The sequence below is a fragment of the Enterobacter sp. 237C8 genome (assembly GCF_034106865.1).
GTDB classification, from domain to species: domain Bacteria; phylum Pseudomonadota; class Gammaproteobacteria; order Enterobacterales; family Enterobacteriaceae; genus Enterobacter; species Enterobacter asburiae_B.
In genome coordinates this window covers 47261-69833 of sequence record NZ_JAWNDF010000003.1, presented here as the reverse complement: position 1 = coordinate 69833, position 22573 = coordinate 47261, and the positions used below count along the sequence as shown (strand labels likewise).

The 22573-nt window shown below is 57.9% G+C and carries 28 protein-coding genes; 12 read left to right on the top strand and 16 right to left on the bottom strand.

Annotated features, from left to right (window positions below; all coding sequences use genetic code 11):
- Positions 1-259: 259 nt before the first annotated feature.
- From USF70_RS12055 to citG, 8 genes are read left to right on the top strand one after another with little or no spacing between them, the layout of a single operon-like run.
- The gene (locus USF70_RS12055) at positions 260-1621 is read left to right on the top strand and encodes a 2-hydroxycarboxylate transporter family protein (protein ID WP_033146621.1); all 1362 of its coding nucleotides are present in this window, start codon (positions 260-262) and stop codon (positions 1619-1621) included.
- A gap of 17 nt (positions 1622-1638) precedes the next feature.
- A complete protein-coding gene (locus tag USF70_RS12050) occupies positions 1639-2502 on the top strand; it encodes a fumarylacetoacetate hydrolase family protein (protein ID WP_320735658.1) in 864 nt (287 codons plus the stop codon).
- Between the two features lie 10 nt (positions 2503-2512).
- Positions 2513-3535, top strand: a complete 1023-nt coding sequence (gene citC, locus USF70_RS12045) for a [citrate (pro-3S)-lyase] ligase (RefSeq protein WP_033146620.1) — start codon at positions 2513-2515, stop codon at positions 3533-3535.
- A gap of 16 nt (positions 3536-3551) precedes the next feature.
- Positions 3552-3845 (top strand): citrate lyase acyl carrier protein, encoded by a 294-nt coding sequence (citD, locus tag USF70_RS12040; protein ID WP_320735657.1) that lies wholly within the window; start codon positions 3552-3554, stop codon positions 3843-3845.
- Positions 3842-4717 (top strand): citrate (pro-3S)-lyase subunit beta, encoded by an 876-nt coding sequence (gene citE, locus USF70_RS12035; RefSeq protein WP_320735656.1) that lies wholly within the window; start codon positions 3842-3844, stop codon positions 4715-4717. The genes citD and citE overlap by 4 nt, the downstream gene beginning before the upstream one ends.
- 10 nt (positions 4718-4727) lie before the next feature.
- Positions 4728-6245 carry a citrate lyase subunit alpha gene (citF, locus tag USF70_RS12030; protein ID WP_320735655.1) on the top strand — a complete coding sequence of 506 codons (1518 nt, stop codon included), beginning with the start codon at positions 4728-4730 and terminating at the stop codon, positions 6243-6245.
- Between the two features lie 2 nt (positions 6246-6247).
- On the top strand, positions 6248-6787 hold the full coding sequence (gene citX / locus USF70_RS12025; protein ID WP_320735654.1) for a citrate lyase holo-[acyl-carrier protein] synthase: 540 nt from the start codon (positions 6248-6250) through the stop codon (positions 6785-6787).
- Positions 6765-7568 carry a triphosphoribosyl-dephospho-CoA synthase CitG gene (gene citG, locus USF70_RS12020; protein ID WP_167819139.1) on the top strand — a complete coding sequence of 268 codons (804 nt, stop codon included), beginning with the start codon at positions 6765-6767 and terminating at the stop codon, positions 7566-7568. Before citX ends, citG begins: the two co-directional genes overlap by 23 nt.
- Positions 7569-7658: 90 nt before the next feature.
- Here citG and USF70_RS12015 read toward each other — a convergent pair whose 3' ends face one another.
- The 4 genes from USF70_RS12015 to mutY all read right to left on the bottom strand — a co-directional run bounded on the left by USF70_RS12015 (position 7659) and on the right by mutY (position 11672).
- Positions 7659-8915 carry a nucleoside permease gene (locus USF70_RS12015; RefSeq protein WP_029740744.1) on the bottom strand — a complete coding sequence of 419 codons (1257 nt, stop codon included), beginning with the start codon at positions 8913-8915 and terminating at the stop codon, positions 7659-7661.
- A 272-nt stretch (positions 8916-9187) separates the two neighbouring features.
- Positions 9188-10264: a membrane-bound lytic murein transglycosylase MltC gene (gene mltC, locus USF70_RS12010; protein ID WP_232938759.1), complete on the bottom strand. Its 1077-nt coding sequence runs from the start codon at positions 10262-10264 to the stop codon at positions 9188-9190.
- 56 nt (positions 10265-10320) lie between these two features.
- Entirely contained in the window at positions 10321-10593 is a 273-nt protein-coding gene (locus USF70_RS12005) for an oxidative damage protection protein (RefSeq protein ID WP_023309138.1), read from the bottom strand.
- A 26-nt stretch (positions 10594-10619) separates the two neighbouring features.
- Positions 10620-11672 carry an A/G-specific adenine glycosylase gene (gene mutY, locus USF70_RS12000; RefSeq protein ID WP_176686752.1) on the bottom strand — a complete coding sequence of 351 codons (1053 nt, stop codon included), beginning with the start codon at positions 11670-11672 and terminating at the stop codon, positions 10620-10622.
- Between the two features lie 144 nt (positions 11673-11816).
- On the opposite strand from mutY, the gene trmB reads away from it, so the two are divergent.
- The 3 genes from trmB to USF70_RS11985 are packed head-to-tail and all read left to right on the top strand — an operon-like array spanning position 11817 to position 13635.
- The gene (trmB, locus tag USF70_RS11995) at positions 11817-12536 is read left to right on the top strand and encodes a tRNA (guanosine(46)-N7)-methyltransferase TrmB (RefSeq protein ID WP_033146613.1); all 720 of its coding nucleotides are present in this window, start codon (positions 11817-11819) and stop codon (positions 12534-12536) included.
- Positions 12536-12862 (top strand): YggL family protein, encoded by a 327-nt coding sequence (locus USF70_RS11990; protein ID WP_014885198.1) that lies wholly within the window; start codon positions 12536-12538, stop codon positions 12860-12862. Before trmB ends, USF70_RS11990 begins: the two co-directional genes overlap by 1 nt.
- 56 nt (positions 12863-12918) lie before the next feature.
- Entirely contained in the window at positions 12919-13635 is a 717-nt protein-coding gene (locus USF70_RS11985) for a DUF2884 domain-containing protein (RefSeq protein WP_024906551.1), read from the top strand.
- 61 nt (positions 13636-13696) lie between these two features.
- Here the strand turns inward: USF70_RS11985 and USF70_RS11980 are convergent, their stop codons facing one another.
- The 6 genes from USF70_RS11980 to USF70_RS11955 form a co-directional block, all read right to left on the bottom strand.
- The gene (locus USF70_RS11980; protein ID WP_071993605.1) at positions 13697-14059 is read right to left on the bottom strand and encodes an endonuclease domain-containing protein; all 363 of its coding nucleotides are present in this window, start codon (positions 14057-14059) and stop codon (positions 13697-13699) included.
- Between the two features lie 63 nt (positions 14060-14122).
- Entirely contained in the window at positions 14123-15265 is a 1143-nt protein-coding gene (gene hemW / locus USF70_RS11975; RefSeq protein WP_033146610.1) for a radical SAM family heme chaperone HemW, read from the bottom strand.
- A complete protein-coding gene (locus tag USF70_RS11970; protein WP_048979374.1) occupies positions 15258-15851 on the bottom strand; it encodes an XTP/dITP diphosphatase in 594 nt (197 codons plus the stop codon). The genes hemW and USF70_RS11970 overlap by 8 nt, the downstream gene beginning before the upstream one ends.
- A gap of 3 nt (positions 15852-15854) precedes the next feature.
- Positions 15855-16151 (bottom strand): DUF167 family protein YggU, encoded by a 297-nt coding sequence (gene yggU / locus USF70_RS11965; protein WP_023309131.1) that lies wholly within the window; start codon positions 16149-16151, stop codon positions 15855-15857.
- Positions 16148-16714: a YggT family protein gene (locus tag USF70_RS11960; protein ID WP_167819141.1), complete on the bottom strand. Its 567-nt coding sequence runs from the start codon at positions 16712-16714 to the stop codon at positions 16148-16150. Before USF70_RS11960 ends, yggU begins: the two co-directional genes overlap by 4 nt.
- A 21-nt stretch (positions 16715-16735) precedes the next feature.
- Positions 16736-17437, bottom strand: coding sequence for a YggS family pyridoxal phosphate-dependent enzyme (locus USF70_RS11955; RefSeq protein ID WP_048979373.1), 702 nt, complete (start codon positions 17435-17437; stop codon positions 16736-16738).
- A gap of 17 nt (positions 17438-17454) precedes the next feature.
- Here USF70_RS11955 and USF70_RS11950 point away from each other — a divergent pair, with 17 nt between their 5' ends.
- The gene (locus tag USF70_RS11950; protein ID WP_058841910.1) at positions 17455-18435 is read left to right on the top strand and encodes a type IV pilus twitching motility protein PilT; all 981 of its coding nucleotides are present in this window, start codon (positions 17455-17457) and stop codon (positions 18433-18435) included.
- Between the two features lie 10 nt (positions 18436-18445).
- Here USF70_RS11950 and ruvX read toward each other — a convergent pair whose 3' ends face one another.
- The 6 genes from ruvX to USF70_RS11920 form a co-directional block, all read right to left on the bottom strand.
- Positions 18446-18862 carry a Holliday junction resolvase RuvX gene (ruvX, locus tag USF70_RS11945; RefSeq protein WP_069303285.1) on the bottom strand — a complete coding sequence of 139 codons (417 nt, stop codon included), beginning with the start codon at positions 18860-18862 and terminating at the stop codon, positions 18446-18448.
- Positions 18862-19422: a YqgE/AlgH family protein gene (locus USF70_RS11940; protein WP_008499752.1), complete on the bottom strand. Its 561-nt coding sequence runs from the start codon at positions 19420-19422 to the stop codon at positions 18862-18864. Before USF70_RS11940 ends, ruvX begins: the two co-directional genes overlap by 1 nt.
- Before the next feature lie 87 nt (positions 19423-19509).
- Positions 19510-20457 carry a glutathione synthase gene (gene gshB, locus USF70_RS11935; protein WP_029739222.1) on the bottom strand — a complete coding sequence of 316 codons (948 nt, stop codon included), beginning with the start codon at positions 20455-20457 and terminating at the stop codon, positions 19510-19512.
- Between the two features lie 19 nt (positions 20458-20476).
- Positions 20477-21208, bottom strand: coding sequence for a 16S rRNA (uracil(1498)-N(3))-methyltransferase (gene rsmE / locus USF70_RS11930; RefSeq protein ID WP_023309126.1), 732 nt, complete (start codon positions 21206-21208; stop codon positions 20477-20479).
- Between the two features lie 51 nt (positions 21209-21259).
- Positions 21260-21967: a deoxyribonuclease I gene (gene endA, locus USF70_RS11925; protein WP_023333343.1), complete on the bottom strand. Its 708-nt coding sequence runs from the start codon at positions 21965-21967 to the stop codon at positions 21260-21262.
- 94 nt (positions 21968-22061) lie between these two features.
- Positions 22062-22559 carry a SprT family zinc-dependent metalloprotease gene (locus USF70_RS11920; protein WP_029739221.1) on the bottom strand — a complete coding sequence of 166 codons (498 nt, stop codon included), beginning with the start codon at positions 22557-22559 and terminating at the stop codon, positions 22062-22064.
- Between the last annotated feature and the right edge of the window lie 14 nt (positions 22560-22573).

The window sequence follows — 22573 nt, the reverse complement described above, 5'->3', positions numbered from 1 at the left end:
TTGCACAGCGGGCGCTGTAAAAGCGTTATGCTGAAGGCGAACGTGCTTCGGGCTTCCCGAATAAATGTTATTTGTTTGTTCAATTCGGAAAAGAAACCATAAAAACCACGGCAATAAATAAGGTATAAATCACATTAAATAAAAGAAACCATTAAAACCATAGCTGCCATTAAAACTTCGCTTTTAATATGCCATCCCTCACATAAAGTAAGCCTTTGTGACTCTAAGCTGAACGCACAAAATAACCAAGGGGCTTATTATGAGCACAACTGACGATTCTTTCTCTGTTACCCACGACCCGATTGAAATTCAGCGGCCTTCGCTCAAAGAGCGCTGGTGGCATATTATGGATACCTGGAAAGTTGGGATTATTCCTCTGCCGCTGTTCGTTCTGGCGGGCGCGCTGATTGCGATTGATTGCCTGGGCGGAAAACTGCCGAGCGATATCGTGGTCATGGTGGCAACGCTGGCCTTCTTCGGCTTTGCCTGCGGCGAGTTTGGCAAACGCCTGCCGATTGTCGGCAAGCTCGGCGCGGCGGCGATTTGCGCCACCTTTATCCCTTCCGCGCTGGTCTATTATGGTCTGCTGCCGGACGTGGTGGTCGAGTCCACCACCAAGTTCTACAAATCCACCAACATTCTCTATCTCTACATCTGCTGCATTATCGTCGGCAGCATCATGAGCATGAACCGCACGGTGCTGATTCAGGGCTTCCTGCGCATCTTCTTCCCGATGCTGTGCGGTGAAGTTGTCGGCATGCTGGTGGGAATGGGCGTCGGCCTGGCGCTGGGTCTTGAGCCGTTCCAGATCTTCTTCTTTATCATTCTGCCGATTATGGCGGGCGGCGTCGGAGAAGGGGCAATCCCGCTTTCCATCGGTTATGCCACCCTGCTGCACATGGACCAGGGCGTGGCGCTCGGCCGCGTGCTGCCGATGGTAATGCTCGGCGGTCTGACGGCAATCATCATCTCCGGCTGCCTGAACCAGCTCGGTAAACGCTTCCCGCACCTGACCGGTGAAGGTCAGCTGATGCCTAACCGTGCGAATGCCGATGCCACCGTCTCTCAGCCTGCATTTTCCGGCAAAGCGGACGTCACCACTATCGCCTCCGGCGCGCTGCTGGCGGTGCTGCTCTACATGCTGGGCATGCTCGGCCACAAGCTGATTGGCCTGCCAGCACCAGTTGGCATGCTGTTTATGGCGGTCCTGGTGAAGCTCTGCAACGGCGCCTCTCCGCGCCTGCTGGAAGGCTCTCAGGTGGTGTACAAATTCTTCCAGACCTCCGTGACCTACCCAATCCTCTTCGCCGTCGGCGTGGCCATCACCCCGTGGCATGAACTGGTGGCGGCGTTCACCGTCAGCAACCTGCTGGTGATTGTCAGCACCGTTTCCGCACTGGTGGCAACCGGCTTCTTCGTCGGCAAAAAGATTGGTATGCACCCGATTGATGTCGCCATCGTCTCCTGCTGCCAGAGCGGCCAGGGCGGTACCGGCGACGTGGCGATCCTGACCGCAGGCAACCGCATGAGCCTGATGCCGTTCGCCCAGATTGCTACCCGTATCGGCGGGGCGATTAACGTCTCTGTCTCACTGCTGATTCTGGGCAACTTCCTCGTTTAAGTTTTCAGGAAAGAACAATGAAACTCGCAAGCTTTTTATACCAGGGAAAACGCAGCTACGGCATCGTCCAGGCCGACGGCGTGATTGATTTAGGCCGCCGTCTCGGCGACCGCTACAGCGACCTCAAGGCGCTGCTGCAGGGCAACGGGCTGGCGCAGGCCACCCGTTACCTGAACGACGCCGTGGACGTGCCGATGAGCGCCATCACCTTCTTACCGGTGATCGAGCAGCCGGAAAAAATCCTCTGCGTGGGCATGAACTATGCCGACAAGCGCAAGGAGTTTGACCAGCATAACCCGGCCCCGACGCTGTTTGTCCGCTTCCCGGATTCACAGACCGGCCACAACGAGCCGGTGCTGAAGCCACGCCACTCCTGCGAATTCGACTATGAAGGCGAGCTGGCGGTGATCATCGGTAAAGGCGGGGAGAACATCAGCCGCGATGACGCCCTGCGCCACGTGGCGGGCTACAGCTGCTACATGGACGGCTCCGCCCGCGACTGGCAGCACACCTGGTTCACCGCCGGTAAAAACTGGCGCAAAACCGGCGCGTTTGGGCCGTGGATGGCGACGGCAGATGAGATCCCGGATCCGCACAGGCTTGCGATCCGCACCTGGCTGAACGGCCGCATGGTGCAGGAAGACAACACCAGCAGCATGATCCACAAGGTTGCGGAGCTGATCGAGTACATCAGCACCTTCACCCGCCTCAGCCCGGGCGACGTGATCATCACCGGATCTCCTGGCGGGGTGGGTAAAAAGCGCAATCCGCCGCTGTTTATGAAGGAAGGGGATCGCATTGAGGTGGAGATCGAGCATATCGGTCATCTGAGCAACGTGATCGTGGAAGCGCCAGCCGTCGGGCTTGCGGCAGCACATTAAGAAAGACGGCATGAACAGTCAACCCATCGATTTTCGCCACACGCTGGTGGCGAAACACCCGGAACGCTTAAGCCAGATCCGCTACCTGCTGGCAGACAGCGGCCTTGGCCTGGACAACGACATCACGCTGTTTGTCGAAGCCTGGTCCGGCTCGCAGCTGGTGGGTTGCGCAGGGCTTGCTGCCAACGTCATCAAATGCGTGGCGGTCAACGAGCAGCTTCGCGGCGAGAACCTCAGCGCGCGGCTGCTGGCAGAGGTGGAAAATGCGGCGCTGGAGTGCGGCCATTTTCACCTCTTCCTCTGCACCCGTCCGTGCAACCGGGAGCGCTTTGCCCGCAGCGGCTTCTGGCCGATTGCCCAGAGCGGAAACAACGCGGTGCTGATGGAGAACACCCCGCAGGGGATCGAACGCTACTGCCGTTCCCTGCGCGCGAAGCGCAAGTGCGGGGAGAACGTTGGCGCGATAGTGATGAACGCCAATCCGTTCACCCTCGGCCACCGCCATCTGGTGGAGCAGGCGGCGCAGCGGTGCGATGCCCTGCACCTGTTCGTGGTGCGTGAAGACGCCTCGTTCTTCCCGTTCAGCGCGCGCCTCGAGATGGTGCGCGCGGGCGTAGCGCATCTGCCGAACGTGTTGGTGCATGAAGGCTCGCAGTACATCATCTCCCGCGCCACCTTCCCGGCCTACTTCCTGAAGGAGACCGGCAAAGTGCAGCAGGCGTGGAGCGAGATCGACGTGCTGATCTTCCGGGACTTCATCGCCCCGGCGCTGGGCATTACGCACCGCTTCATCGGCTCGGAGCCGTTCTGCGATATCACCCGCCAGTACAACCAGACGCTGCACGACCTGCTGGCCTCGCATATCGAGGTGGTAGAAATGCCGCGCATCAAGGCCACCGGCAACGCTATTTCAGCGTCCGAAGTGCGCCGCTTACTGAAGACACAGCAGTTTTCCCGGATCCGGGAGATTGTCCCGGACTCCACCTTCGCGCATCTCGAAACGCATTACCGTGCGAGTGCGGAAGTCGCTTAACTACCAGGAATTTATCATGAAAATTGTAAGGGAGGCGCTGGCCGGAACGCAGGAGTCCAGCGACCTGATGGTGAAAATCGCTCCCGCTCACGGCGAGCTGGAGATAGTCATCCACAGTGAAGTGATTAAGCAGTTTGGCGAGCAGATTCGCCAGGTGGTCAACGACACATTGCGCGCCATGAACGTGCACCAGGGATTAATCATTATTGAAGACAAAGGGGCGCTGGACTGTGTGATCCGCGCCCGCCTGCAAAGCGCGCTGATGCGTGCCGCCGATGAACAGGCCATCAACTGGGGGGTGCTGAAATGAGCAAACTCCGCCGCAGCATGCTGTTCCTGCCGGGCGCCAACGCCGCCATGCTCTCAACCGCCTTTATCTACCGTCCCGACTCCATCATGTTTGATCTTGAGGACGCCGTCGCCCTGCGCGAGAAGGATACCGCGCGCATGCTGGTGTTCCACGCCCTGCAGCACCCGATGTATCAGGATATCGAAACCGTGGTGCGTATTAACCCGCTCAGCACGCCGTTTGGCCTGCTGGATCTGGAAGCCGCCGTGCGGGCCGGCGTGGACGTGATCCGCCTGCCGAAAACCGACACGCCGGACGATATCTACGAGCTGGAAAACCATCTCGAGCGTATCGAGCAGGAGTGCGGCCGCGAGGTTGGCTCCACCCGCGTGATGGCGGCGATTGAATCGGCCATTGGTGTCATCAACGCCGTGGCGATTGCCCGCAGCTCTGTGCGCCTCATCGGGATTGCGCTGGCCGCCTTTGACTACGTGATGGACATGCAGACCGAGCGCGGCGACGGCACCGAGCTGTTCTACGCCCGCTGCGCCGTGCTGCACGCCGCCCGCGCGGCGGGCATCGACGCCTTCGACGTGGTGTGGTCAGACGTTAACGACGAGGCCGGGTTCCTGCGCGAGGTCGATCTGATCCGCAAGATGGGCTTTAACGGCAAATCGCTGATTAACCCGCGCCAGATTGACCTGCTGCACAACGCCTACGCCCCGACTCAGGAAGAGGTGGATCACGCCAAAAGGGTGATTGAGGCGGCAGAAGAGGGCGAGCGTAACGGCCTGGGCGTGGTGTCGCTCAACGGCAAAATGGTGGATGCACCGATTATTAACCACGCGCAGGTGGTGCTGGAGCGCGCGGCGGCCTCCGGCGTGCGTCGGTAAGGATAAAATAATGAATCAGACAGAACTTCTTCACGTGAATTTTCCCCATCTGCGGGACTTAAAACCCTTTGATACCGCCCACAGCGCCACGCCGTGGCTGGCGGACTGCGAGGCGAAGCACAGCCGCAAGCTCTGCGCCTCTGTTGAAGAGGCGGTTAAGCGTTGCGGCCTGCAGGACGGGATGACCATCTCCTTCCACCACGCTTTTCGCGAAGGCGACCGGGTGATCAACACCGTCGTGGCGCTGCTGGCGCGAATGGGCTTCAAAAACTTGACGCTGGCCTCCAGCTCGCTGATGACCTGCAACGACGCGCTGATCGAGCATATCGAAAGCGGCGTCATCACCCGGATTTACACCTCGGGCATGCGCGGCAGGCTGGCGGACGCCATCTCCCACGGGCTGATGGACGAGCCGGTGCAAATTCATTCCCACGGCGGGCGCGTGAAGCTGCTCCAGGACGGCGAGCTGAATATCGACGTAGCGTTTCTCGGCGTGCCGTGCAGCGATGAGTTTGGCAACGCCAACGGCACGCACGGTAAATCGTGCTGCGGGTCCCTGGGCTACGCGATGGTGGACGCGCACTTTGCCCGTAAAGTAGTGCTGCTGACTGAAGAACTGGTGCCGTTTCCGAATATGCCCGCCAGCCTGGTGCAGGACCAGGTGGACTACATCGTGCAGGTTGAAAGCGTGGGCGACCCGGCGAAAATCAGCGTCGGCGCGGCGCGCGTCACCAGCAACCCGCGCGAGCTGATGATCGCCCGCTATGCGGCGGACGTGATTGAACACTCCGGCTACTTCAAACCGGGCTTCTCGATGCAGACCGGCTCCGGCGCGGCGGCGACCGCCTGCACGCGCTTTATGGAAGAGAAGATGGAGCGCAGCGGCGTGAAGGCGCGCTTTGCGCTCGGCGGCATCACCGGCAGCCTGGTGGATTTACACGAGAAGGGACTCATCGAAAAGCTGCTCGATACCCAGTGCTTTGACGGCCAGGCGGCGGCCTCGCTGGCGCGTAACCCGAACCACGTGGAGATCTCCACCAACGTCTACGCCAACCCCGGCAGCAAGGCGGCAAGCTGCGACCAGCTCGACGTGGTGATCCTCAGCGCGCTGGAAATCGACGTTGATTTCAACGTCAACGTTATCACCGGCTCCGACGGGGTGATGCGCGGGGCGTCCGGCGGACACTGCGACGTGGCCGCCGCGGCAAACCTGACCATCGTTGTCGCGCCGCTGCTGCGCAGCCGCATTCCAACGGTCGTGAAGCGCGTCACCACGCGCCTCACGCCGGGTGAGAGCATCGACGTGCTGGTCACCGACCACGGCATTGCGGTCAACCCGGCGCGCCCGGAGATCCGCGAGCGCCTGCTGGAAGCCGGGCTCAAAGTTGTAGATATCAGCGCGCTTTACGAGCGGGCTATTTCCCTGACGGGCGTACCGAAACCAATTGAATTTACCGACAAAATCGTCGGGGTGATCCGCTACCGCGACGGCAGCGTGATCGACACCGTGCGACAGGTAAAGGAGTAGTTATGACAATAGCGACACCCGTGCGGGCGGGTGTCAGCCTGGAGGAACTGCTGGCGGCGAAAGAGCGCCGCGCGGCGCGCCAGGCTGACATGCTTGAGCACTATCAACAACCGGTGATTTCCCTCACGCTGGTCACACCAGGGGAAATCAAAGACAGCCTGCGCTATCGCAATACCATGGGCGTGGCGCTGCAAATGTGCGACCAGCTGCTGTGGGAAAACCGCTGGCAGGTGCTGGACCGTCAGGTGCTGTGGCTCCCGACCGGGCCAGAAGCCCTGTGGTGCGTGGCCCATCCCGCGGTGGAAATCAAAGCGCACTGTGCGGAGCTGGAGCAGACGCACCCGCTCGGCAGGCTGTGGGATCTGGACGTGATCTGCCCTCAGCACGGCCACGTCGGGCGTCAGTCGCTGGGGGCGAATCTCAGACGCTGCCTGATCTGCGACGAACCCGCTCATGCCTGTTCCCGTTCGCGCAATCACCCCCTTGAGCAGGTGGTTTCCCGCGTGGAGAAGACGATCGATGACTGGTTTGCTCGCGACTAAACCGCGCCCGGTTGACGTGCCCGCGCTTGCGGAGGCGGCGCTATGGCAGGAACTGGAGCTGACGCCCAAGCCGGGGCTGGTGGACAAGCTCAATAACGGTTCCCATCGCGATATGGACCACGCGCTGTTCGTCCGCAGCATTGCGGCGATTACCCCGTGGTTTTCGCGCTTTGCCGAACTTGGTAACGCGCATGCAGATAAACCCGCTGACGCACAGCTTCGCATTATCCGCCCGATGGGGATGGCCTGCGAGCAGGCGATGTACGCCGCGACGAACGGAGTGAACACCCACAAGGGCGGGATTTTTGCCCTGGGTTTACTGTGCTTCGCTGCCGGACGTGTGAAAAATATCTCCGCAGACAGCCTCTGTTGTGAGGTGAGTAACATCTGCAGCGGGCTGGTGTCGCGGGAACTGGCCGCGCGCAGCGGACAGGCGACGGCGGGCGAGCGGCAGTTTCAGCTGTACGGCTTAACCGGCGCGCGCGGAGAGGCGGAAAGCGGCTTTGCGACGGCGCGTAGGGTGCTGGCGCAGTGGAGCGGACAGTCGCTTCACGGCCTGCTGTTGCGCCTGATGGCGGTTAATCAGGACAGTAATCTCGTCTCGCGCGGCGGCATTGAAGGGCTGCGCTACGTTCAGGGCTACGCGCGGGAATTACTGGCTAACGGCTGGGATCGCGAGGCGCTGCTTAAGATGGATAAGGCATTGATTGAACGGAACCTGAGCCCGGGCGGCAGCGCGGATTTGCTGTCGGTGGGGTGGGTGCTCTCTGCAATAAAATAGCCGGGTGGCGCTAACGCTTACCCGGCCTGTGAACGGTGTTTTTGTAGGCCCGGTAAGGCGAAGCCGCCACCGGGCACAATACCGCAAAGATTAATGCGCGATCGGCTGCGCACCGTGCGGCTCGCGCACGTGCTTGTACTTGAACAGCGCGATGAACGCGAAGAACAGCACCAGCGAGTACGCCGCGAAGATCAGCCACACAGGCTGCCAGTTGGTGATGCCGTTGGTGGTGTACATCTCAACCACTTTACCGCTTACCACGCCGCCCAGAATACAGCCGAAGCCGTTGGTCATCATCAGGAACATACCCTGCGCGCTGGCGCGGATTTCAGGCTTCACCTCTTTTTCCACAAACACCGAACCAGAGATGTTGAAGAAGTCGAAGGCGCAGCCGTAAACGATCATCGACAGCACCAGCAGCACGGTACCAAACGCGCTCGGGTCACCGTAGGCGAACAGGCCGAAGCGCAACATCCATGCCGCGATACTGATCAGCATGACGTTTTTGATGCCGTAGCGGCTCAGGAAGAACGGGATGGTCAGGATGAACAGCGTCTCAGAGATCTGAGAGATGGACATCATCACCGACGCATGTTCAACGATAAAGCTGCCGGAGAACAGCGGGTTGTTATCGAAGCTGTGCAGGAAGGTGTTGCCGAACATGTTGGTGATCTGCAGCTCCGCGCCCAGCAGCATGGAGAAGATAAAGAAGATCGCCATGCGTTTGTTTTTAAACAGCGCGAACGCGTCCAGGCCGAGCATGGTGCTCCAGCTCTGGTTTTTCTGCTGGTTAGAAACCGGAATGGTTGGCAGCGTCAGGGTGAAGATCGCCAGCACCACGGAGAGCGCCGCACCGATATAGAGCTGCATATGGCTCAGTTCGAAGCCTGCGAAGCTAACGCCCCACATCGCCATGATAAAGCCGATGGTGCCCCAGATACGGATTGGCGGGAAATCGGTCACGATATCCAAATCCGCAGATTTCAGGCGGTAGTAGGAGATGGTGTTGATCAGGCCAAGCGTTGGCATATAGGCCAGCGAGTTAAGCAGGATCACCATGAACATCGCCCCCGGCGTGGTCACCTGGGCTGCCATAAACAGCGTCCCCGCGCCCACCAGATGGCAAAGCATGTACAGCCATTTCGCACTCAACCATTTATCCGCCACGATGCCCAGCAGCGTTGGCATGAAGACAGCCGCAATACCGAGCGAGCTGTATACGGCACCGATTGACGCACCGTCGAACTTGAGCGTCACAAACATATAGGAGCCGAGTGTGGTCAGCCAGCTACCCCACAGGCAGAACTGCAGAAACGACAATATTTTAAGCTGCAGCTTAAGGTTCATGTTACTTTCCTCACAAGTGAGCGGGAGATATGTTGTTTTGGGAACATTCAGGGTTGTTATTTGATGCAATTCTATCAGTTGGCAACAATATGTTTTGTTACCTCCCGCAAAAAAATGCAATCCACATTAATTTGCAGTTTGGATTGTGATGCAAATAACATTTTCGTATGGGTGGGGTTGGATAGGTGCGGCCTGATGCCCTCACACTGACCCTCTCCCACAGGAAGAGGGGAAACAGAACACCTTCTCCCTGTGGGAAGAAGGTGTGCCGATCACCGGCGACGATAGTTCTTCTGCGCCGTATTCACCTTATACAGATAGCGACGGGATTCCGCAGACGGGTGACGAGTGGTGAGAGTGGAGTAGACATCCCCCGGCGCCATGCTGTTGATGATGTTCGCGGCCTGCACTTTGTCATTCGAGAAGACGCGCAGCACGCTGCCCGCGCCGCCGTTATAGGCGGTGATCACCGCATAGCGGCGCGACGTTGGGTTATCAATTCCGCCCAGGTACACATTGTTCAGCATCGCCAGATAGGCGGTGCCGGTATCAATGTTGCTCTGCGGATCGAACAGATAGCTGCGGCTCGGCGTGCCGGATTTCCCCTGCGCGCGGAAGACGTCTTTACCGGCGCTGTGCTGCACTACCTGCATCAGCCCCAGGGCGTCGGAACGGCTCACCGCGTATGGGTTAAACGAGGATTCGGTCTGCATAATCGCCAGAATCAGCGACTCATCCACGCCGTACTTGCGCGAGGCCTGACGCACCATCCCAATGTACTTATGCGCACGCTTGTCGAGGTGGTTCGGGACGAGGTTGATGGTGACGCTGTAGATAATCTTCAGACCGTTAGAGCGGCTTTTCAGGCGCGTCTGCAGCAGGTAGTCGGCAAATTTCGTGGCGCGACCTTCCCAGCGGATCGGCTGAGCGGTCTGATCGACGACCTGGCCGTACAGGAACGGCTCTTTCGAGATAGTGATATCGTCGGCATCGGAGTAGAGATCGATAGAACCCGGATCGTCACCCATCAGCAGGGTTTTGACGATCGCCTGACGCAGTCGTGCCGCAGGGTCGGTGCCTGCGATGGTCTCAATCGTGATCGTACCCTCATCAAAGTTGATGTGGCTACGGGTCTGATAGGCGTCGGTGTACTTAACGTAGTCCTTAGGTCCGGCAATAAGAACTTCGTTAAATCCCCATATGTTCTCGATGTTGTGGGCAAACTGCCCCATCAAAATGTCAAAACCGTTGGTGTCCTTGATCCAGGCTTCGTTGTAATCTTCGCCTTTTTTTGACGAACACGAGACAAGCAACGGCGCAACAAGGGCTAGCGCTAAAAGTTTTTTCATCATTCCGGGAGTGCGTGTTGTGTTTGCTTTAACGGCGGGGTTTCCCCCGCACGCTGTTATTTTTCCGGTGGCGTATAGCCTTCGATGTGCACGTCTTTACCTTCGAACAGGAAGCTCACCATCTCCTGCTCCAGCAGCTTGCGGTGTTCCGGGTTCATCATGCTGAGTTTTTTCTCGTTGATCAGCATGGTCTGCTTTTTCTGCCACTGTCCCCAGGCTTCTTTGGAGATTTCATTGTAGATGCGTTTACCCAGATCGCCCGGATAAAGCTGGAAATCCTGGCCTTCAGCGTCACGCTGCAGGAAAGTACAAAAAATCGTTCTGGCCATACTCATTCCTCTTTTTCTTGTCGATGCTAAACCATTGCACCGGCACGTAATTGCTGTAACAGGCGCTCCACGGGAGCCGCCAGTCCGACTGATGGCGGTTGCGCTAAGTTATACCAGAGAGCGGTGCCTTCATCCATGCACGAGGCAAATGACGACACGGGAAGCCACATGGGTACAATATCCAGGTGGAAATGGCTGAACGTATGGCGAAACGCGGTCAGCTGCGTCAGGTTATCGGCAGCAATCCCGCGCTGTTTAAGCCATTCACGCAGCAAATCTTCATCTTCAAACTGTGGAAAGCAGTATAGACCACCCCACAGACCGCTCGGTGGACGCTGGGCGAGGAAGACCTCGTCGCCGTGCTGCATCAGCAGCATATAGCCGGTGCGCTCCGGCAGCGTCTGTTTGGGTTTCTTACCCGGATATTGCGCCCATGAATGGTTGGCATACGCCACGCAGAGATTATTCACCGGGCAGAGTTCGCATTTCGGTTTTGAGCGCGTGCAGACCAGCGCGCCGAGATCCATCATCGCCTGGTTGAAACGCTCGACGCCGTTGGCCGGGGTGACCGCTTCACTTATTTCCCAAAGGCGTTTTTCGACGTCCTTCTTCCCCGGCCAGCCGTCGACGGCATAGCAGCGTGCCAGCACGCGCTTCACGTTGCCGTCGAGGATCGGGAAATGCTTGCCTAAAGACAGGGAGAGAATGGCGCCTGCGGTTGAACGTCCGACGCCGGGAAGATCGGCCACCTCGTCAAAGGTTTCCGGGAATTTACCGTTATGGCGCGTCGCGACCTGCTGCGCGGCCTTGTGAAGATTACGCGCGCGGGCGTAATAGCCCAGGCCTGTCCACAGGTGCAGCACTTCGTCTAATGGCGCGTTTGCCAGATCGGCCACCGTCGGGAAGCGCGCCATAAAACGCTCGAAGTAAGGGATCACCGTGGCGACCTGCGTTTGTTGCAACATCACCTCGGAGAGCCATACTTTGTAAGGCGTTTTTTCAATTTGCCAGGGCAGGGTTTTACGCCCGTATTTGTCGTACCAGTCCAGCACCTGGGCTGAAAATTGAGAGGCTTGCATGGTCATCGATTCGCATAATCAGGGACGCAGATTGCAGCACAGCGTCAATCTGCTGTAAACCGGATCTTTCCCATGCTTGCATAGAAGCCTTAACTTTGGATAATGCCCGTTTCCCGAACATTCTCACAAGCAGACAACTCTTTTATGAAAAACGACGTCATTTCACCGGAATTTGATGAAAACGGTCGCCCGCTGCGCCGTATTCGCAGCTTTGTCCGCCGTCAGGGCCGCCTGACAAAAGGGCAGCAACATGCGCTGGACAACTACTGGCCGGTGATGGGCGTTGAGTTCAGCGAGCAGCCTCTGGACTTTACCGAACTGTTCGGCCGCGAAGCACCCGTCACGCTGGAGATCGGGTTTGGTATGGGCACCTCGCTGGTGGCCATGGCGAAAGCGCGACCGGAGCAGAACTTCCTCGGTATCGAAGTCCACTCCCCGGGCGTGGGTGCATGCCTGGCAACGGCCCATGAAGAGGGCGTTGAGAACCTGCGCGTGATGTGTCACGACGCGGTGGAAGTGCTGCATAAAATGATTCCTGACAATTCTTTAACCATGGTTCAGCTCTTTTTCCCTGACCCGTGGCACAAAGCACGTCATAATAAACGCCGTATCGTTCAGGCGCCGTTTGCCGAGCTGGTGAAAAGTAAGCTGAAGCTGGGCGGTGTCTTCCATATGGCGACCGACTGGGAACCGTATGCGGAACATATGCTGGAAGTGATGTCGTCGCTGGACGGGTATAAAAACCAGTCTGAGAGTAACGATTATGTACCGCGTCCGGAATCGCGTCCGGTAACGAAATTTGAACAGCGTGGCCACCGTCTTGGTCACGGTGTATGGGACTTAATGTTCGAGAGGGTGAAATAATGGCAAAGAATCGTAGCCGTCGTCTGCGTAAAAAGATGCACATCGAAGAATTCCAGGAAGTGGGCTTCTCCGTTGCGTGGCGTTTCCCGGAAGGCACCAGTGTAGAACAGATCGATCAGGACGTGGATGCGTTCATCAATGACGTGATTGAGCCAAACAAGCTGGCCTTCGACGGTAGCGGCTACCTGGCCTGGGAAGGTCTGATCTGCACCCAGGAAGTGGGTAAATGCACTGAAGAACATCAGGCCCTGGTACGTAAATGGCTTGAAGACCACAAGCTCGAAGATGTCCGCGTCAGCGAACTTTTCGACGTTTGGTGGGACTAATAAAGCAGTAAGGGGCCAGCATTAGCTGGCCCATTTTGTCTGAGGGAGTGTTTAAGATGCGCAAAACGTTGCTGGCTGTTGCTTTGATGGCAACCGGATTCACCGCCCATGCGGATTATCAATGTAGCGTCACCCCGCGTGATGACGTGGTGTTAAGCCCGCAAACCGTGCAGGTCAAAGGCGAGAACGGCAATCTGGTGATTACGCCGCAGGGGAACGTCACCTTTAACGGCAAGCAGTACAACCTGACTGCCGCACAGCGTGAGCAGGCGAAAGACTATCAGGCCGATTTGCGTACCGCGCTGCCATGGATTAATGAAGGCGCGCTGACCCGCGTTGAGAAAAGCCGCGTCGCGCTGGATAAGATCATCACCAAAGAAGTGGGTGAGAGCAGCAATATGCGCACCCGTCTGACGAAGCTCGATAAGCAGCTTAAAGAGCAGATGAACCGCATTATCGAGACGCGCTCCGACGGCCTGACGTTCCACTACAAGGCGATCGATCAGGTCCGTGCTGACGGGCAGCAGCTGGTGAACCAGGCGATGGGCGGCATCCTGCAGGACAGCATCAACGAAATGGGGGCGAAAGCCGTGCTGAAAGGCGGCGGTAATCCGCTGCAGGGCGTGCTGGGCAGCCTGGGCGGCTTGCAGACCTCCATTCAGAACGAGTGGAAGAACCAGGAAGATGATTTCCAGCAGTTCGGCAAAGACGTGTGTAAACGCGTGGTGTCGCTGGAAGATAGCCGGAAGGCGCTGGTGGGGACGCTTAAGTAATTTCCCCTCACCCTAACCCTCTCCCCAAAGGGGCGAGGGGATGGTTTGCTCCCTCTCCCTTTCAGGGAGAGGGCCGGGGTGAGGGTTGCAGCATTTGCAGTGTTTCAAGGATCTTTTCTAACACCGCCTCTTCGTTATTCCAGAGTTCGTTGTTCCAGAATCGAATGACATGCCAGCCTTTCTCGTTAAGCCAGCACGTTCTTTGACGATCGTATTCCTGCTTTTCATCATGTTGCCCACCATCCAGCTCAACAGCCAGATGAGCCGCGCAGCAGGCGAAATCCAGAATGTAGTGATCTACAGGATGTTGTCGACGAAATTTATAATTTTCGAAACGGCGGCTGCGCAGTAGATACCAAAGCCGTCTTTCTTCTTTTGTCAGCTCACGTCTGAGCTGTTTTGCATAAGAACGAGTAATTTTCATCCCCACACTCTGCCAGCCTTTCCCTCAGCCGGCAGAGCGGGATGCAAAATCCTGAATCAGCCTTCAGGATTCTTCGGCGAGGAACAGCTCAAGAAGAGAGTTTAAGAACAGCTTGCCGTGCTCGGTGATCTGCCAGTATTCCTCGCTCTCGGTGAGATACCCCTGCGCCAGCGCCTCGTCAATCTGCGGGCGGATCACCGATTCCGGCAGCCCGGTGTAACGCGTAAATTCCGCGCGCGGCGCGGCTTCCAGCAGACGGAAGCGGTTCATAAAGAACTCAAACGGTTTATCCGCCGCCTCGACGTCGTGCTGACGCTCCAGGTAACGCCCTTCCATATACCCGCGCGGGTGGCGGGTTTTAGCGGTGCGCAGAATGCGCCCGTCCGGGAAGGTCACCTTGCCGTGCGCCCCGCAGCCAATTCCCAGATAGTCGCCAAAGCGCCAGTAGTTCAGGTTGTGCTGGCACTGATAGCCCGGCTTCGCGTACGCGGACGTTTCATACTGCTGATAGCCCGCAGCGGTTAGCAGCCTGTGACCCTGCTCGAAGATATCCCACAGCGCGTCGTCGTCCGGTAGCACCGGCGGGCGGGAACCGAACAGCGTGTTTGGCTCGATGGTGAGCTGATACCACGACAGGTGCGGCGGGTTCAGTTCGATCGCCTGGCGCAGGTCGTTCAGCGCCTCTTCCAGCGACTGATCCGGCAGGCCGTGCATCAAATCCAGGTTAAAGCTGCGAAGGTTAAGCCCCGTTGCCAGGTGTGCCGCGCGCTTTGCCTCTTCCGGGCCGTGAATGCGCCCCAGACGTTTCAGCTTCGGCTCGCTAAAGCTCTGCACGCCGATGGAGATGCGGTTCACGCCCGCGCGCTGATAGTCGACAAAACGGTCGGCCTCAACGGTGCCGGGGTTGGCTTCCATCGTAATTTCAGCATCTGCCGCCAGGTTCAGGCGCGCACGCACGCCGTCCAGCAGCGTCTGCATTGCCGGGCCGGACAGCAGGCTCGGCGTACCGCCACCAATGAAAATGGTCTTAACTTCACGTCCCTGTGCGTAAGCGACATCGGCGTCCAGGTCGGCCAGCAGATGCGCAACGTAGTCATCGTGCGGCACTTCGCCCTTCAGCGCGTGCGAGTTGAAATCGCAGTACGGACATTTCTGCACGCACCACGGGATGTGAATATACAGACTCAGAGGCGGCAAATTAGCCATTACGCAGTGCTTCCAGTAACAGTTTCAGCGCGCGTCCACGGTGGGAAATCGCGCTTTTCTCTTCGCGGGTCAGTTCCGCAGCGGTTTTGCCCTCGGTCGGGACAAAGAAAATCGGGTCGTAGCCAAAGCCGCCGTTGCCAGCCGCTTCACGGGTAATCACGCCCGGCCAGCTGCCGTGGCAGACAATCGGCGTCGGGTCTTCCGCGTGGCGCATATAGACCAGCACGCAGTGGAACTGCGCGGTGCGCTGTTCGTCCGGTACGTCTTTCAGGGCGACAAGCAGCTTTTCCAGATTCTGCTGGTCGGTGGCGTCAACGCCGGAATAGCGCGCAGAGTAAATCCCCGGTGCACCGCCCAGGAAGTCCACGGCCAGGCCGGAGTCGTCGGCAATCGCGGGCAGGCCGGTAATTTGCGCGGCGTGACGTGCTTTCAGGATCGCGTTTTCGATAAACGTCAGCCCCGTCTCTTCGGCGGACTCCACGCCCAGATCGGTCTGGGCGACCACATCGAGCCCAAAATCATTTAATAGCGAGGCCAGCTCGCGCACTTTACCGGCGTTGCCGGTCGCGAGAACAACTTTCTGCATGGTTTAGTCCTGTTCTTTCAGAGCCGCGACTTCCGTCGGGATAGATTGCGGATTAAGGATTTTTACCTGTTTATGTCGCCCAAGTTCACCTTTTTCAATGATGACCTGGCTTTTGGCGACGCGAAACTGTTTTGCCAGATATTTGGTCAGATGCGCGTTCGCCTGGCCGTCAACCGGTGGGGCGGTGATGGCGACTTTTAACTCGTCGCCATGAAGCCCAACAATACCGTCACGGCTGGCTTTTGGCTGAATATACAGCCGCAAAACCAGCCCGTCAGCGCAGGTGCTTACGGCACTCATAGCGCCATCCACAGCCCCGGCAGCAGCATATCGCCCGTGGACTGTAACAGCTCAGCGATCCCCATATTAACCACGTACAGCAGCAGAACCAGGATCATCGGCGAGAAATCAATACCGCCCATCGAAGGCAGCAGGTTGCGAATCGGGCGCAGCAGCGGCTCGGCCAGTTGGATCAGCGCATATTCTACTGGACTACGCCCCTGGCTTACCCAGCTCATGATGGCCATGACCAGCAGCACCCAGAAAATCAGCAGGCCGATGGTTTTGACTAAAATCAGGACCGCAGCAATCCAGATAATCGGCTGGAAGGTGATGACCATAAACAGCACGATCGCTTTGATAACGCTCAGAATAAACGCCACCAGCAGAGACGAACTGTCGATGGGACCCATCGCCGGGATAATGCGGCGCAGCGGTCCGACAACAGGTTGCGTGATTTTCACGACAAACTGCGAGAACGGATTGTAAAAATCACAGCGGGCCCACTGCATCCAGACGCGCAGCAAAAGCGCCATCGTATACAGCTCAAGCACTGTTGAGAGCAGGAAAGTCAACGTCTTCATGGCGTTCCTCAGGTTTCCTTATTATTTTGAGTAGTCGCGCGCACCGAAAATTGCCGTGCCGATGCGCACCATAGTGCTGCCTGCCGCGATGGCGGCTTCCATATCATCCGACATGCCCAGTGAAAGCGTGTCTACCGTGTTATAGCGCGCTTTAAGCGCCTCAAATGCTACAGCCATTTGCTGTGCCACGGCAAACTGCCTTTCATAACTTGACTCAGGCGCAGGAATGGCCATCAGCCCGCGCAGGGTCAAGCGCGGCAGTTCGGCCACCTCGGCGGCCAGCGCCTCCAGCTCGCTCAGCGCAATGCCGGACTTGCTGTTTTCGTCGCTGATGTTGACCTGAATCAGCACGTTGAGTGCCGGCATTTCTGCCGGACGCTGGTCATTCAGACGGGTAGCGATACGCAGGCGGTCGATGGTGTGGCACCAGTCGAAGTGCTCTGCCACCAGACGGCTTTTGTTCGACTGCAGGGGGCCAATAAAGTGCCACTGCAGATCCGTATTTCCCTGTTCCTGGAAGTAGCGAATTTTATCCACGCCTTCCTGCACGTAGTTTTCACCAAACGCCCGCTGGCCTGCATCAATAGCTTCTGCGATGGCGCTCGCAGGCTTGGTTTTGCTGACTGCAAGCAGCGTAATTTCTTCTGAAGCACGGCCGCAACGCGCTGCGGCGGCAGAGATTTTGTCCCGGACCTGTGCCAGGTTATGCGCAATGTCGTTCATTTTCCGAGGAGTAGTCTATGGATGTGGAAGAAATTGTGGCCCTTAGTGTAAAGCATAACGTCTCCGATCTACACCTGTGCAGTGATTCGCCACCGCGCTGGCGCAGATTAGGCCGGCTTGAACCCGCTCCCTTTCAGCCTCCCGACGTTGGGGCGTTATTAAAAGCGTGGCTTAACGATGAGCAGCAGGGAACATGGTGGGCAAAGGGGCAGGTGGATTTTGCCGCGACGGTAACGGGAGGCCAGCGCCTGCGCGGCAGTGCCTTTAAGCAGATGAGAGGTGTCTCTGTGACGCTGCGGCTGTTGCCTCGTAGCTGCCCGCAACTCTCTTCGCTGGGCGCGCCGCGGGCGATCCCGGAACTGTTATCCAATGACGCCGGGCTGATTCTGGTCACGGGGGCGACCGGCAGCGGCAAATCCACTACGCTGGCGGCGATGGTCGATTTTCTCAACCACCATGCTGACGGCCATATCCTCACGCTTGAAGATCCGGTGGAGTTTATCTACCAGAGCGAACGTTGCCTGATCCAGCAGCGGGAGATAGGTCAGCACAGCCCGTCATTTGCCGAAGCGCTGCGCAGCGCCTTACGCCAGGATCCGGACGTTATTCTGCTGGGGGAGCTGCGCGACAGCGAAACGATCCGCCTGGCGCTGACGGCGGCGGAAACCGGCCATCTGGTGCTGGCGACGCTGCATACGCGCGGGGCATCGCAGGCGATTGAACGACTGGTCGATACGTTCCCGGCGCAGGAGAAAGATCCGGTGCGTAGCCAGCTGGCCGGCAGCCTGCGGGCGGTGCTGGCGCAGAGGCTGCTTCCCGATCTACAGGGCGGGCGCGTCGCGTTGTATGAACTGCTGGTGAACACTGCGGCGGCGGCGAATTTGATTCGTGAAGGGAAAACGTGGCAACTGCCCGGCATCATCCAGACCGGTCAGCAGGCAGGAATGCAGAACTTTGACCAGAGCCTGGCGGAGAGACGGGCGCAGGGGCGGCTGTAAGCCCCTGTGTTTAAAAGCCCTGGTCGAAATAGCTTTCGAGGATGATTACTGCTGAAGCGGAGTCCACGCTGCCTTTGTTGAGCGCCCGGAAGCCGCCGTGCTCAAACAGGCCCGCGCGCGCTTCGACGGTGCTAAGACGCTCGTCGTGAAGCTTCACGGAGACGCCAAAGCGGCCATGGATTTTATTGGCGAACTTACGCGCCCGGGCGGTAAGCGGCTGTTCTGTGCCGTCCATGTTCAGCGGGAGCCCAACAATCACGTCATCCGGCTGCCACTCTTTGAGCATACGCTCGATAAGATTCCAGTCTGGCGTGCCGTCGTTGGCCTTCAGGGCCGTAAGCGGACGCGCGGTACCGGTGATGCGCTGACCCACGGCGACGCCAATGCTTTTAGTACCAAAATCGAAGGCCAGAAGCGTTCCGCTCATCAGGCGTGCCCCGCTACGCCAGGCATGGTCAGGATATCAATGCCAATCAGCTTTGCCGCGTCACGCCAGCGATCGGCGATCGGGGTTTTAAACAGGATATTCATGTCCGCAGGCGCGGTAAGCCAGGCGTTATCGAGGATCTCTTGCTCAAGCTGGCCTTTCTCCCACGACGAATAGCCCAGCGCCACCAGCACTTCAGAAGGCTGCTCAGCGGTGCCCAGCGTTTCAAGCACGTCGCGCGAGGTCGTGATAACGGTGTTATCCGAAATTCGAATACTGGAAGAGAATACCGGCGGCGTATGCAGGATAAAGCCGCGATCTTCTGCAAGAGGTCCACCCAGCATCACGGGTTTATCAAGCCGGATTTCCGGCAGTCGCGCTTCAGCCGGTATTTTCAGCTTGTCCAGAATTCCTTCAACCTGAAGATTTTCCAGTGGTTTATTGATGATAATACCCATCGCGCCGTCTTCATTGTATTCACAAATATAAACCACGGCGCGGCGAAAAATCGGGTCCTGGAGAGCAGGCATGGCAATAAGAAAGTGATGCTGTAAATTCATTGTCAGAGGTACTGTTTCCTGGTTTAAAAAGCGACAGCGCCCAGTATGGGGACAAACACAGGCGCTGTCACTAATAGTATTGTTAGGTTATTTCTGTAAACGTTTTTCGATAGCGTCCATCAGCATTCCGGTGATCGAAATCGGGAATTCCGCTTCAATTTCACGAATGCAGGTCGGGCTGGTGACGTTCACTTCGGTCAGACGATCGCCGATGATATCCAGGCCAACGAAGATCAGGCCTTTGGCTTTCAGCGTCGGGCCAACGCGGCGGGCAATTTCCCAGTCGCTTTCGGTCAGCGGGCGCGGCTCACCGCGACCGCCGGCTGCCAGGTTCCCACGAGTTTCGCCACCCTGCGGGATACGCGCCAGGCAGTAAGGAACCGGTTCGCCATCCACCACCAGAACGCGCTTATCGCCGTCTTTGATCGCCGGAATATAGTTCTGTGCCATGCAGTAGCGCGTACCCAGCTCGGTCAGCGTTTCGGCAATCACGCCAATGTTCGGGTCGCTCTCTTTCACGCGGAAAATCGACGCGCCGCCCATGCCGTCCAGCGGCTTCATGATGATATCGCCGTGCTTCTGCCAGAATTCTTTCAGCTGCGCTTTGCTGCGGGTCACGAGGGTTTCCGGCGTCAGGTCAGAGAACCAGGCGGTGTAGAGCTTCTCGTTGCAGTCGCGCAGGCTCTGCGGCTTGTTGACGATCAGCGTGCCTTTCTCTTCTGCACGCTCAAGGATGTAGGTGCTGTAGATGTATTCGGTGTCGAACGGCGGATCTTTACGCATCAGGATGACGTTGAGATCGGCCAGGGCAATATCCTGCTCGGTGCCGAACTCGTACCATTTGTCGTAGTTCTGCTCGACGTTAACGATGCGGGTGCGCGCGCGGGCTTCACCGTTGATCAGGTAAAGATCGTTCATCTCCATATAGTGGAGTTCATAGCCGCGACGCTGCGCTTCCAGCAGCATGGCGAAGCTGGAATCTTTCTTGATGTTAATGTTTGCGATGGGGTCCATCACGATGCCGAGCTTGATCATGTTCTTCTCCGTTAATGCTTCAACCCAGATCGCCAAACCGTACCTGTAGCGCGGTAATGGCCGTGAGTGCCGTTGTCTCAGTGCGCAGAACGCGAGGTCCCAACAGAATATCAGTAAACTGGTAACGTGCCGTCATCGCAATTTCATCCGCCGACAGGCCGCCTTCGGGGCCAATCAGCAGGCGTACGCGCTCAACGGGCAGAGGCAGCGTATTGATGCTGGCGCTGGCGCGCGGATGAAGATTGAGCTTCAGCCCGCTCTCCTCTTCTGCACACCAGTCCTCCAGATCCATCGCCGGGCGGATCTCCGGAATACGGTTGCGGCCACTCTGTTCGCAAGCCGCAATGGCAATTTTCTGCCACTGCTGGATCTTTTTGTTCAGACGTTCCGCATCCAGTTTAACGCCACAGCGTTCAGAAAAAAGTGGCGTAATGAGGCTTACACCCAGTTCAATGGATTTCTGAATGGTGAACTCCATTTTCTCGCCGCGCGACATCACCTGGCCCAGATGGATGTGCAGCGGTGATTCCCGGTCATCCACTTCGCCACGCAGGACGTTAACGTGTACGCTTTTTTTATCAGACCGCGTGATTTCCGCGTCGAAAACCTGGTTCGAGCCGTCGAACAGCTGTATTGCCTGACCTGCGCCCATGCGCAGCACGCGGCCAACGTGGTTGGCGGCGTCATCAGACAGGGCGATTTCGCGGCCTGCGGTAATCAGTTCAGGATGGTAAATGCGGGGAATGCGCATAGTCAGAAATTCCATGTGTCATGCGATATAAGCGAATTGCCGTAGTGTAGGTTAGCTCTTTTGCGCCTGGCAAGCCCGCTGGACGTAAGGGTTGTGATTCCCCTGGACTCTGGCGATACGTTCGTCGCGCTGGCATTCCCACTCCGTCACCGGATACTGCTTGTCCCAGGCGTTGAACAGCTGCGTCTGCTGGCGGGAGAGGTTGAGGTCGTAACGGTCACGCATATAGAAGTAGGTGCGGGCGATACTGCCGCGCGCGCGGGCAGGGGGCTCGGCGACTTTCTCTTTAAAATCAACCTTCATACCGCACTGGCCGTACTGGCCTTCACCACCGTTCCACTGGCTGTACATGAAATTACCTCGGTCGCCGTTCACTTCACCGACGGCAGGCTGCAGGTTATGCATATCGCTTTCCATCTGGCGATAAACCGGATCTTTGGCGCAGTTTTTACGTCCGCCATCCTGCCAGCACTGGCGCTGGTGGCCAAACTGCCAGGCCGGAACGACATGTTCCCATTCAATGCGGCTGGCGCGGTTTTCATTTTTACGCACCTTATAGCCGCAGGACTCAAGGTCAACGACCCCTTTTTTACCCTGCCAGTTAATTTTACAGCCGCAGTAGAAATCGCCCGGCACATCGGCGTTTACCTTTACGCCTGCTGCCTTAGCCTGGGAAAAACTGTTGATACCGTCGGCCAGAGCATGGCCTGAGAGCGCCGTCGTCAGAAAGGCGACCGCGAGAGAAAAATTACGGGACATCTTACACTCCGTGTCAAAACGAGCCCGCAACGTAACGAATGTTGTTCCCGTATGCAATCAGTCAGATCAGGAAAGTTCCTGAAAGTTCAGATGATTATTCCGCAACCAGCGGCTCGCCGCATTTGACGCAGCGGTAGGTCGCCTCGCCGCGCACCACGCGATTATGGCGGCGGACGGTAAGCTGGTGCTGCTGACACTGGCAGCGGTAGGGGAAGGTATTGCGGCGCACCGATTCCAGCTCGAACTGATGGGTACGGCGTGCCGGAACGCCGAGCACCGCTTCCATCATCCACTTCCACTCCTTGCCGTGGGGCGCGACGCGTCCGAAGTGTTTCCACACCAGCAGATGCGCCAGCTCGTGCGGTACCACTTCCTCGATAAACGCCTGCTGGTTTTCCATCATCAGCACCGGGTTAAGGCGGATCTCATAGGGCTCGAGCCAGGCAGTACCCGCTGCGGTTCCGCGCTGCTGATATACGATCTTAGGTTCAGGGTAATTACGGCCGAGCTTCAGGTTCGCCTGGGCGAGTTTTTCCCGCAGGCTGCGCATAACGGCTTGCTGAAGGGCGATGGGGAGACGGGGTGCTTTCATAGGGGCAGAGCATA

Excerpts from the sequence above, each read along its gene's own strand:
- USF70_RS12055 (WP_033146621.1), top strand. The coding sequence starts at position 260 with ATGAGCACAACTGACGATTCTTTCTCTGTTACCCACGACCCGATTGAA.
- USF70_RS12050 (WP_320735658.1), top strand. The coding sequence starts at position 1,639 with ATGAAACTCGCAAGCTTTTTATACCAGGGAAAACGCAGCTACGGCATC.
- citC (WP_033146620.1), top strand. The coding sequence starts at position 2,513 with ATGAACAGTCAACCCATCGATTTTCGCCACACGCTGGTGGCGAAACAC.
- citD (WP_320735657.1), top strand. The coding sequence starts at position 3,552 with ATGAAAATTGTAAGGGAGGCGCTGGCCGGAACGCAGGAGTCCAGCGAC.
- citE (WP_320735656.1), top strand. The coding sequence starts at position 3,842 with ATGAGCAAACTCCGCCGCAGCATGCTGTTCCTGCCGGGCGCCAACGCC.
- citF (WP_320735655.1), top strand. The coding sequence starts at position 4,728 with ATGAATCAGACAGAACTTCTTCACGTGAATTTTCCCCATCTGCGGGAC.
- citX (WP_320735654.1), top strand. The coding sequence starts at position 6,248 with ATGACAATAGCGACACCCGTGCGGGCGGGTGTCAGCCTGGAGGAACTG.
- citG (WP_167819139.1), top strand. The coding sequence starts at position 6,765 with ATGACTGGTTTGCTCGCGACTAAACCGCGCCCGGTTGACGTGCCCGCG.
- USF70_RS12015 (WP_029740744.1), bottom strand. The coding sequence starts at position 8,915 with ATGAACCTTAAGCTGCAGCTTAAAATATTGTCGTTTCTGCAGTTCTGC.
- mltC (WP_232938759.1), bottom strand. The coding sequence starts at position 10,264 with ATGAAAAAACTTTTAGCGCTAGCCCTTGTTGCGCCGTTGCTTGTCTCG.
- USF70_RS12005 (WP_023309138.1), bottom strand. The coding sequence starts at position 10,593 with ATGGCCAGAACGATTTTTTGTACTTTCCTGCAGCGTGACGCTGAAGGC.
- mutY (WP_176686752.1), bottom strand. The coding sequence starts at position 11,672 with ATGCAAGCCTCTCAATTTTCAGCCCAGGTGCTGGACTGGTACGACAAA.
- trmB (WP_033146613.1), top strand. The coding sequence starts at position 11,817 with ATGAAAAACGACGTCATTTCACCGGAATTTGATGAAAACGGTCGCCCG.
- USF70_RS11990 (WP_014885198.1), top strand. The coding sequence starts at position 12,536 with ATGGCAAAGAATCGTAGCCGTCGTCTGCGTAAAAAGATGCACATCGAA.
- USF70_RS11985 (WP_024906551.1), top strand. The coding sequence starts at position 12,919 with ATGCGCAAAACGTTGCTGGCTGTTGCTTTGATGGCAACCGGATTCACC.
- USF70_RS11980 (WP_071993605.1), bottom strand. The coding sequence starts at position 14,059 with ATGAAAATTACTCGTTCTTATGCAAAACAGCTCAGACGTGAGCTGACA.
- hemW (WP_033146610.1), bottom strand. The coding sequence starts at position 15,265 with ATGGCTAATTTGCCGCCTCTGAGTCTGTATATTCACATCCCGTGGTGC.
- USF70_RS11970 (WP_048979374.1), bottom strand. The coding sequence starts at position 15,851 with ATGCAGAAAGTTGTTCTCGCGACCGGCAACGCCGGTAAAGTGCGCGAG.
- yggU (WP_023309131.1), bottom strand. The coding sequence starts at position 16,151 with ATGAGTGCCGTAAGCACCTGCGCTGACGGGCTGGTTTTGCGGCTGTAT.
- USF70_RS11960 (WP_167819141.1), bottom strand. The coding sequence starts at position 16,714 with ATGAAGACGTTGACTTTCCTGCTCTCAACAGTGCTTGAGCTGTATACG.
- USF70_RS11955 (WP_048979373.1), bottom strand. The coding sequence starts at position 17,437 with ATGAACGACATTGCGCATAACCTGGCACAGGTCCGGGACAAAATCTCT.
- USF70_RS11950 (WP_058841910.1), top strand. The coding sequence starts at position 17,455 with ATGGATGTGGAAGAAATTGTGGCCCTTAGTGTAAAGCATAACGTCTCC.
- ruvX (WP_069303285.1), bottom strand. The coding sequence starts at position 18,862 with ATGAGCGGAACGCTTCTGGCCTTCGATTTTGGTACTAAAAGCATTGGC.
- USF70_RS11940 (WP_008499752.1), bottom strand. The coding sequence starts at position 19,422 with ATGAATTTACAGCATCACTTTCTTATTGCCATGCCTGCTCTCCAGGAC.
- gshB (WP_029739222.1), bottom strand. The coding sequence starts at position 20,457 with ATGATCAAGCTCGGCATCGTGATGGACCCCATCGCAAACATTAACATC.
- rsmE (WP_023309126.1), bottom strand. The coding sequence starts at position 21,208 with ATGCGCATTCCCCGCATTTACCATCCTGAACTGATTACCGCAGGCCGC.
- endA (WP_023333343.1), bottom strand. The coding sequence starts at position 21,967 with ATGTCCCGTAATTTTTCTCTCGCGGTCGCCTTTCTGACGACGGCGCTC.
- USF70_RS11920 (WP_029739221.1), bottom strand. The coding sequence starts at position 22,559 with ATGAAAGCACCCCGTCTCCCCATCGCCCTTCAGCAAGCCGTTATGCGC.